Source organism: uncultured Devosia sp., assembly GCF_913055165.1.
Classification (GTDB): domain Bacteria; phylum Pseudomonadota; class Alphaproteobacteria; order Rhizobiales; family Devosiaceae; genus Devosia.
Window position 1 is genome coordinate 1 of the sequence record NZ_CAJXJS010000096.1, and the last position, 8241, is coordinate 8241.

Below are 8241 nucleotides of genomic sequence, written 5' to 3' on the forward strand. Positions count from 1 at the left end.
CAACCCTACTGGATATGACTTCAAGCCTAAGCCCAACTAGTTAACAAAGTTTAATTCTGATCCGCAATACGCAAACGGCGTTAGTACAACTTTATCTTAAGTGATTGAAAAATCGAGATAAATACCCTGAAAATTTCTTAAGGTGATACATTAAGAAAGCGTTCCAAGAGACTCTTTGGACTCAAGCATTCGGGGCATTTGGGAGGAGTTTCGCCGCATTCATGGCGGCAGGCGCATTTCGCCGATCATCACAGCCAGTAGCGCTTTTGCGTTAATGATCGGTTACCATCCGATTCGCGCCGAATGACGATTCGAGCATTGACGGAAACCATAATCATGACGCCTGGCCCCCCTCCAGGCCCCTCAAAATGAACGGTTGCTGAACGCGGCATGAGCATGAAGGCTCTGATCTCGGCCATCGAGGCCATCGATGACGTGGAAGTCTTCGGCCGGGTCAAATCCGTGCAGGGTCTGCTGATCGAAATCGTCGGCCCTGTGCGCGAGCTGCGTGTGGGCGGACGGGTGACCATCGAGGCGACGGACGGACACTACCTCGCCGCCGAGATCATCGGCTTCCGCGACGGACATGCCCTGTGCCTGCCCTTTGGCGAGCTGGGCGGTGTCCGGCTGGGTTGCAAAGCGGTGTTCCGCCGCCACGATGGCGCGGTCAACCCATCACATGGCTGGCTGGGCCGGGTGATCAATGCCAATGGCGAACCGATCGATGGCCTGGGGCCGCTGCCCATGGGAGCCACGCCCTATCCCTTGCGACAATCTCCACTGGCCGCACACGACCGCACCCGCGTGGGCGAACCGATAGAACTGGGCGTCCGGTGCCTTAATACCTTTGCCACCATGTGCGAGGGACAGCGCATGGGTATCTTCGCCGGCTCGGGCGTGGGCAAGTCGGTGCTGATGTCGATGCTGGCGCGCAATACCGATGTCGATGTCTCGGTGATCGGGCTGATCGGCGAACGTGGCCGCGAGGTGCATGAATTCATCCAGGAATATCTGGGCGAGGAAGGGCTGGCGCGTGCCGTGGTCGTGGTCGCCACCTCCGACGAGGCCGCGCTGATGCGCCGGCAGGCGGCCTATATCTCCATGTCCATTGCCGAGTATTTCCGGGATTCAGGCCAGCGCGTCTTGTGCATGATGGACAGCCTCACCCGTTTCGCCATGGCCCAGCGCGAAATCGGCCTCGCCATCGGCGAGCCGCCCACAGCCAAGGGTTATCCGCCCACAGTCTTCACCGAACTGCCGCGCCTATTGGAGCGCGCCGGGCCCGGCAAACCCAATTCGGGTTCCATTACCGGTCTATTTACCGTTTTGGTGGAAGGTGATGATCACAATGAGCCCATTGCCGATGCCGTCCGCGGCATTCTCGATGGTCACATTGTAATGGAGCGCGGCATTGCCGAACGGGGACGCTATCCGGCCGTCAATGTGCTCCGGTCCATCTCGCGGACCATGCCAGGATGCGTGCCGGAAGAGGTCCGGCCCACCCTGTCGCGGGCGCGGGAACTCATGTCCATATTCTCGGACATGGAGGAACTGATCCGGCTGGGGGCTTACCGGAAAGGGTCAGATCCGAACGTGGACCGCGCCATCGCCATCTATCCCAAGCTGGAGGCGTTTCTGGGCCAGCAGCGGGATGAGACGACGACGATCGCCGAGGGCTATGCCATGCTCGCCGGCCTGATCGCCGAAGCGGATGCGCGGGACTGATGGATTGGCCTGATGTGCATGGGCCGGTCCGGAACTGACTTGATGTGTAAGGAGTACAGGTCTTGAAATCGCGCAGCGAGAGCCTCATTCGGCTCAAGAAGTTCCAGGTTGACGAGAAGCGCCGGCAGGTGGCGCAGATCGAAATGATGGTGGCTGACTTCGAACGCATGGCGGCCGAACTCGACCAGCAGATCGAGATCGAGCACACCAAGACGGGCATTTCTGATGTCGCCCATTTTGCCTATTCGACCTTTGCCAAGGCAGCCCTGACGCGGCGCGACAATCTGCTGGCTTCTGCCAATGACATGAAGTCCAAGCTCGAAGCCGCGCAGGATGCCCTGGCCGAAGCGCTGGAAGATCTCAAGAAGGTCGAATTGCTCGATCAGCGCGAGCACCAGCGCGAGAAGGATGAGCAGAACAAGCAGGAACAGGACGCCTATGACGAAGTCGCCCGCCTGCGCTATCGGCGGCAGTAAGCTGCCAGACCAAGATGCAAAAAAGGCCCGCCGAAGCGGGCCTTTTGTCATTGCGGGGCCGCGACCTTAAAGGTCGGTGGCACGCTGGGCCGGATCGGTGGCGTAGGTCGCCTCGTCATATTCCGGCTGGGCCTCGAGCTGCTCGCGGGTGAAGTCGCTGTAGATCAGCAGATCACCGGCCTGGTTGGAGGCAAATTCGAGATTGTCGAGGCTCACGGCCACGCGCTTCTCGCCAATGCCGAGGAAGCCGCCGAAGTCGATCAGCATGGCGTCGATCTGGCCATCCTCGGTGAGCAGGATATCGCCGACATTGGCGATGTCCTCACCGTCCGGACCAACCACGGTCGCGCCGGTCAGGTTCTCGGCGGTCAGCGCTTCACGCTCGACCGTCGCATAGCCTTCGCGTTCCATCATCATGCCCGGCTGGTCGGTGCCCATGGCATTGTCGGCCGGGGCCATGGTGTTGTCGGCTGGGGCCGCGGGATCAGCCGGGGCCATGGCCGGGTCACCATTGAGGTTTTCTTCCCAGACAAAGTCCGGAGCGGCATTCAGGGCGTCCGCCGTGGTGGCCAGAACCCAACGCTCGGTCTGGTCGAAAGCGACGGTATGTTCGAGCTCAGCGAAATCGACGGCGACATTCTTTTCGCCGATACCAAGGAAGCCGCCAACGCCGATGACCACGGCGTGAATTTCGCCATTCGTCGAAACGACCAGATCATTGACGGTACCGATTTCTTCAGCGTCTTCAGCACCGCTGGAGAAGATGGTGGCGCCCATGATTTCAGAAACCAGGGCATCGCCTTCGCCAGCGGTGTAGCCAGCCGACATATCCCAGGGTTCATTGGCCTCCATGGTGTCCATGGCACCATGATCAGCCGGGGCAGCCGCATCATCCATCGGGGCCATGGCATCGTCTGCCGGCGCCATTTCATTGGCTGGTGCCATCTCGTTGGCCGGCGCCAGTTCGTTGGCAGGGGCTTCCGTGGTGGTGGTCTGGGCAATTGCGGCCGTACCAAGCACAAGGGCGATAGCCGAGCTAGTAAGAAGCGTGCGGATCATTGTAGGCTCCAAAGGTTCATCGTTGCGGTGAACAGGGCCGTACGGCGCAAAACTTGCCGGTAGCGCACCGTACGGCCCATTGATGCCCTCACAACGCCGCGATCCTGAAAGCCGTTCCGCGCGAATTTCTTCCGCGGGCTGAGAATGGGTTGGCCATAAGAAAAAACCGGCGGCCGCCTCTGGGCAGCGCCGGCTCTTTCCGCCTCCCGTTAACGGGTTATGATTTTGCGGCCGCCAATCCCGTCTGCACGCGATGGCCGATCCCGATTTGTCCCCCGAAAGGCGCGGCATGGGTCGCGCATGGGGGCCAACAAGCGCACAATAGCGCAAGCGTGAGGGCAGGCCATCGGCCCTGAGGTTAATGGCTTAACGATTTGCTAATCGACCAGCACCGCGCTGTCCCGGTCATAATCGCGCATGGCCCGGTGCGGCATGCCGCCATCCATGAATTCGGGGCCAAAGGCGACAAATCCCAGACTCTCGTAAAAACCAAGCTTGTCCGATTGCGCTGTAAGAAAGAAGCGATCCTGGCCGCGCGCCCGGGCATGCGCCATGGCAGCCGCGATGAGCTTGCGCGCAATACCCCGACCCCGGAAAGCCTGACGCACCGCCACCCGGCCGATCTTGGTGTGCTCGGGCAGATCGATCAGCCGCAAAGTCCCTACCACCTCGCCATCGGCAATGGCCACGAAATGGGTCGCCCCAAGGTCGTATTCGTCATGCTCCTCTTCCTCGGGTACTTTTTGCTCCCATACGAAAACCTCGCTGCGCAGGGTGAAGGCGGCATTGCAGAGCAGCGAAAATACGGGGACGGGCAGAATGACGATATCGGACATGGCATGACCCTAGTCGCGATTGTAGCGAATGCCCAGTGGGCCGCGTCACGCCAATGTGTTTGAACCGTGAAGGGTTTTATCGTATTATGACGATGAAAGGCGAATTGGTGTCGGGAACGCTTTCCAATTTGTAACGTTTGTTCCTTCTTGGCCCCTTAAATTCGCCAAACTGCAACCTATATTATCCTTACATCGGTTGTTGTGCCTTATGGACAGCGACCGTTTTTTCCGCCCGCGCCATGTGGGGGAAAGCTGAAAGGGGGTGCGTCCATGGCCCAGACGAATTTGCCGGTCCTCTCGTCCGAGGGTGGCCTCAGCCGTTATCTTCAGGAAATCCGCAAATTTCCTATGCTGGAAGCGGATGAAGAATACATGCTGGCCAAGCGCTACAAGGAACATGCCGATCCCGGTGCGGCCCAGAAGCTGATTACCAGCCATTTGCGGCTCGTCGCCAAGATCGCCATGGGATATCGCGGCTATGGCCTGCCCATTTCCGAGGTGATCTCGGAAGGCAATGTGGGCCTGATGCATGCGGTCAAGCGCTTTGAGCCGGAAAAGGGTTTCCGCCTGGCGACTTACGCCATGTGGTGGATCCGCGCCGCCATCCAGGAATATGTGCTGCGCAGCTGGAGCCTGGTCAAGATCGGCACCACTGCCGCCCAGAAGCGGCTGTTCTTTAACCTGAGGAAAGTGAAGGGCCAGATCGCCGCGCTTGAGGATGGCTCGCTCCATCCCGACCAGATCAAGCAGATCGCCACCACGCTCAACGTCACTGAAGACGAAGTGGTGCAGATGAATTCGCGCCTCTCGGGCGACGCTTCGCTCAATTCCCCCATGCGGGCCGATGAAGGCTCGTCCGAATGGCAGGACTGGCTGGTCGACGACACGCCCGACCAGGAAACCAGCCTGGGCGAAAGCGAGGAATATTCCGAGCGCATGGGCATGCTGAACAAGGCGATGGACGTGCTCAATGAGCGCGAACGCGCCATTTTCCAGGCTCGGCGCCTGCAGGATAATCCCTCCACGCTTGAGGAACTGGCCCAGCAATATGACGTCAGCCGCGAACGCATCCGCCAGATCGAGGTGCGGGCGTTTGAAAAGGTGCAGGAAGCCGTGAAGGAAGCGGCGGGGGCCTGAGCGGCGTTACAGCGAGTATCAGAAAGCCCCGGTGATGAGCCGGGGCTTTTTTTTGTCGGATCAAGGAGGTGGTAGACTTGAAGGCATGCCGAAGACTAGGCGTTGTAGGCAGCCACGTCAGGGCCAGGATTCGTCTACCAGTGCACGTATTGTCGCACTCCGATCGCAGGTATCAAGAAGCCCCACTACAGTCGCCGGCGACTCCTCGATGAATGGCCCTAGCCAGTTTACACGAGACTGCAATTCTTCGGAAATACGAGCGTCAGCATCTTCGTACGAGTCAAATTTCTTGGAAATTTCCTCTACTATGACATCAAATTTCGCCCGATAAATTATGTAGACATAATCCTTGCCATCAAGGGCAAGGGCTTCTGATGCCATGTAGTACAAGGTCGCGCAATGTACGAGAAAACCCTCGTAAGGATTGGGAGTCTGCGCTTTTACGCTGCCGCCCTGCAGTAGCATCGACGAGGCCGCGAGGGCGACGAACCAGTACCCCACGAAGGGCAATTTGCGCAAAATTCGAGCCATCAGACCGGAAAGCACAGCTACCAGCACGTTTGCCATTTCACCACCTTAGCGGATGCTGCTCTCCAACACCCGCTTCAACGCCGCCACATCCTTCCGATTGGCCGCCTTCATCGCCGCCACCATGACTGGCGCCATCACACCGGCAAAACCCTTGGGCTCGCCGCGATTGATGAGGCAGAAGCGGGTACTGGCCGGGCCGGTTGCCTGGAGCTGATAGACGGTTTCCATGGGAAACGGCCCCTGCGCGGTGCGCATGACAAGCCGATTGTGGGTCATCTCGACGACGCGATAGGTGTAGGCGAGCTCCCGCCCCAGAAAGTGAGCCACGAAATCCATCCCGCTGCCTTCGGCAACCGGCGGCGCGGTGCGCCAGCGCACCGATTTTATGTTGGCATACCATTGCGGCGCATTGGTCGGGTCGAAGGCATAGGCGGCCACTTCAGGGAGTGGCCGCGCGATATCGATTTTCGTTGTCACCTCAACACCCATGGCACGCCTCCCCGTCGGTCATCACTTCTAGCAGATGGCAGATGCAGCTTTGCATCCTTTCCTGCGTGAGAACGTATTAACCCCATCGCGACAAAATGACTGGACGAAAGGGCCGGAAACGCCGAGGTCTTGCCCTTGTAACGCCCCATTGAGGGTCTTACATTCGCCCCAATACTGGCGCGACCCGAGCGCCGGCCTCTCCGGGACAGGAATTGATGAACGGAAATTTCCGCAACTTTGCCATCTGGCTGGTGATCCTCTTTATGCTGATGGGCCTGTTCCAGGTCTTCCAGTCGTCCACGCGCACCATGTCCGTGGCCGAAAAGAGCTACAGCCAATTCGTGTCCGACATCGAAGCCGGCCGCGTCCAGACGGTGACCATCACCAACAACGTGGTCTCCGGCCAGCTCAATGATGGCACGCGTTTCGAAACCATCATTCCCGAAGGCGCCGACGTGATCACCAAGCTCGAAGACCGCGATGTGAGCATCACCGCGCGCGCGCCCGAATCGAGCCCCTTCTGGTCCATCCTGCTCTCGAGCTGGCTGCCCTTCCTCGTCATCATCGGCGTGTGGTTCTTCTTCATCCGCCAGATGCAGGGCGGCGGCCGTGGCGGCGCCATGGGCTTTGGCAAGTCGCGCGCCAAGCTCTTGACCGAAACCCAGGGCAAGGTGACCTTCGAGGACGTCGCGGGCGTCGACGAGGCCAAGCAGGACCTGGAAGAAATCGTCGAATTCCTGCGCGATCCAGGCAAATTCCAGCGCCTGGGCGGCCGTATCCCGCGCGGCGTGCTGCTGGTCGGCCCGCCGGGTACAGGTAAGACGCTGCTGGCCCGGTCAGTGGCCGGCGAAGCCAATGTGCCCTTCTTCACCATTTCGGGTTCCGACTTCGTGGAAATGTTCGTCGGCGTGGGTGCATCGCGTGTCCGCGACATGTTCGAGCAGGCTAAGAAGAATGCGCCCTGCATCATCTTCATCGACGAAATCGACGCCGTCGGCCGCCAGCGTGGTGCCGGCCTGGGCGGCGGCAACGACGAACGCGAGCAGACGCTGAACCAGCTGCTGGTCGAGATGGACGGCTTTGAAGCCAATGAAGGCATCATCCTCATTGCCGCCACCAACCGCCCCGACGTGCTCGACCCTGCCCTGCTCCGTCCCGGCCGCTTCGACCGCCAGGTCGTGGTGCCCAATCCCGACGTTACCGGTCGCGAAAAGGTGCTCAAGGTCCATGTCCGCAAGGTGCCGCTGGCCCCCGATGTTGACCTCAAGGTTCTCGCCCGCGGCACGCCCGGCTTCTCCGGCGCAGACCTCATGAACCTCGTCAACGAGGCGGCCCTGATGGCGGCGCGCAAGAACAAGCGCTTCGTCACCCATCAGGAATTCGAGGACGCTAAGGACAAGATCATGATGGGCGCCGAGCGTCGCACCATGGCCATGACCGACGACGAAAAGAAGCTGACCGCCTATCACGAGGCTGGCCACGCCATCATCGCGCTTAAGGTTGCCGGCATCGACCCGATCCACAAGGCCACCATCATCCCGCGCGGGCGCGCCCTCGGCATGGTGATGACCCTGCCTGAGAACGACAGCTATTCGTTCTCAAGGGAAAAGGCGCTGGCCCGGCTGACCATGCTGTTCGGCGGCCGTGAGGCCGAGATCATCAAGTTCGGACCGGAAAAGGTGACCTCGGGCGCCTCCGGTGATATCCAGATGGCCACCAACCTCGCCCGTTCCATGGTCATGGAATGGGGCATGAGCGAAAAGCTCGGCCGCGTGCGTTACAAGTCCAATGACCAGGAGGTTTTCCTGGGCCATTCAGTGACGCAGAGCCAGCATATGTCGGACGACACGGCCCGGATCATCGACCAAGAAGTGCGCAAGCTGATCGAGGACGGGCGGCGTCATCTTCTCCTTGGCAAGCCGCTCCATCCCGGTTGCCCGGTAACGATCCACCAGGGTGCAGAGGATCCGGACGTGCCGGCCGCCCAC

The 8241-nt window shown here is 60.1% G+C and carries 8 protein-coding genes; 4 read left to right on the forward strand and 4 right to left on the reverse strand.

Annotated features, from left to right (window positions below; genetic code table 11):
• Positions 1 to 396 precede the first annotated feature (396 nt).
• Positions 397 to 1725, forward strand: coding sequence for a flagellar protein export ATPase FliI (fliI, locus tag QZ564_RS18420; RefSeq protein WP_297113265.1), 1329 nt, complete (start codon positions 397 to 399; stop codon positions 1723 to 1725).
• A gap of 62 nt (positions 1726 to 1787) precedes the next feature.
• Positions 1788 to 2201, forward strand: a complete 414-nt coding sequence (fliJ, locus tag QZ564_RS18425) for a flagellar export protein FliJ (RefSeq protein WP_297113250.1) — start codon at positions 1788 to 1790, stop codon at positions 2199 to 2201.
• 66 nt (positions 2202 to 2267) lie between these two features.
• Here the strand turns inward: fliJ and QZ564_RS18430 are convergent, their stop codons facing one another.
• Entirely contained in the window at positions 2268 to 3260 is a 993-nt protein-coding gene (locus tag QZ564_RS18430; RefSeq protein WP_297113252.1) for a PRC-barrel domain-containing protein, read from the reverse strand.
• 377 nt (positions 3261 to 3637) lie between these two features.
• On the reverse strand, positions 3638 to 4096 hold the full coding sequence (locus tag QZ564_RS18435; RefSeq protein WP_297113254.1) for a GNAT family N-acetyltransferase: 459 nt from the start codon (positions 4094 to 4096) through the stop codon (positions 3638 to 3640).
• A 270-nt stretch (positions 4097 to 4366) separates the two neighbouring features.
• On the opposite strand from QZ564_RS18435, the gene rpoH reads away from it, so the two are divergent.
• Entirely contained in the window at positions 4367 to 5233 is an 867-nt protein-coding gene (rpoH, locus tag QZ564_RS18440) for an RNA polymerase sigma factor RpoH (protein WP_297113257.1), read from the forward strand.
• A gap of 117 nt (positions 5234 to 5350) precedes the next feature.
• Here the strand turns inward: rpoH and QZ564_RS18445 are convergent, their stop codons facing one another.
• Both QZ564_RS18445 and QZ564_RS18450 read right to left on the reverse strand, forming a co-directional pair.
• On the reverse strand, positions 5351 to 5800 hold the full coding sequence (locus QZ564_RS18445; protein ID WP_297113259.1) for a hypothetical protein: 450 nt from the start codon (positions 5798 to 5800) through the stop codon (positions 5351 to 5353).
• A 9-nt stretch (positions 5801 to 5809) separates the two neighbouring features.
• Positions 5810 to 6253 (reverse strand): SRPBCC family protein, encoded by a 444-nt coding sequence (locus tag QZ564_RS18450; protein WP_297113261.1) that lies wholly within the window; start codon positions 6251 to 6253, stop codon positions 5810 to 5812.
• 215 nt (positions 6254 to 6468) lie between these two features.
• Between QZ564_RS18450 and ftsH the strand changes: the two genes are divergently transcribed.
• Positions 6469 to 8241, forward strand: a 1773-nt coding sequence (gene ftsH / locus QZ564_RS18455; RefSeq protein WP_297113263.1) for an ATP-dependent zinc metalloprotease FtsH, incomplete at its 3' end; no start/stop codon positions are given.

Bases quoted from the DNA above. Each gene is read 5' to 3' on its own strand.
- QZ564_RS18445 (WP_297113259.1), bottom strand. From the start codon at position 5,800: ATGGCAAACGTGCTGGTAGCTGTGCTTTCCGGTCTGATGGCTCGAATT.
- QZ564_RS18435 (WP_297113254.1), bottom strand. From the start codon at position 4,096: ATGTCCGATATCGTCATTCTGCCCGTCCCCGTATTTTCGCTGCTCTGC.
- QZ564_RS18450 (WP_297113261.1), bottom strand. From the start codon at position 6,253: ATGGGTGTTGAGGTGACAACGAAAATCGATATCGCGCGGCCACTCCCT.
- fliI (WP_297113265.1), top strand. From the start codon at position 397: ATGAAGGCTCTGATCTCGGCCATCGAGGCCATCGATGACGTGGAAGTC.
- rpoH (WP_297113257.1), top strand. From the start codon at position 4,367: ATGGCCCAGACGAATTTGCCGGTCCTCTCGTCCGAGGGTGGCCTCAGC.
- QZ564_RS18430 (WP_297113252.1), bottom strand. From the start codon at position 3,260: ATGATCCGCACGCTTCTTACTAGCTCGGCTATCGCCCTTGTGCTTGGT.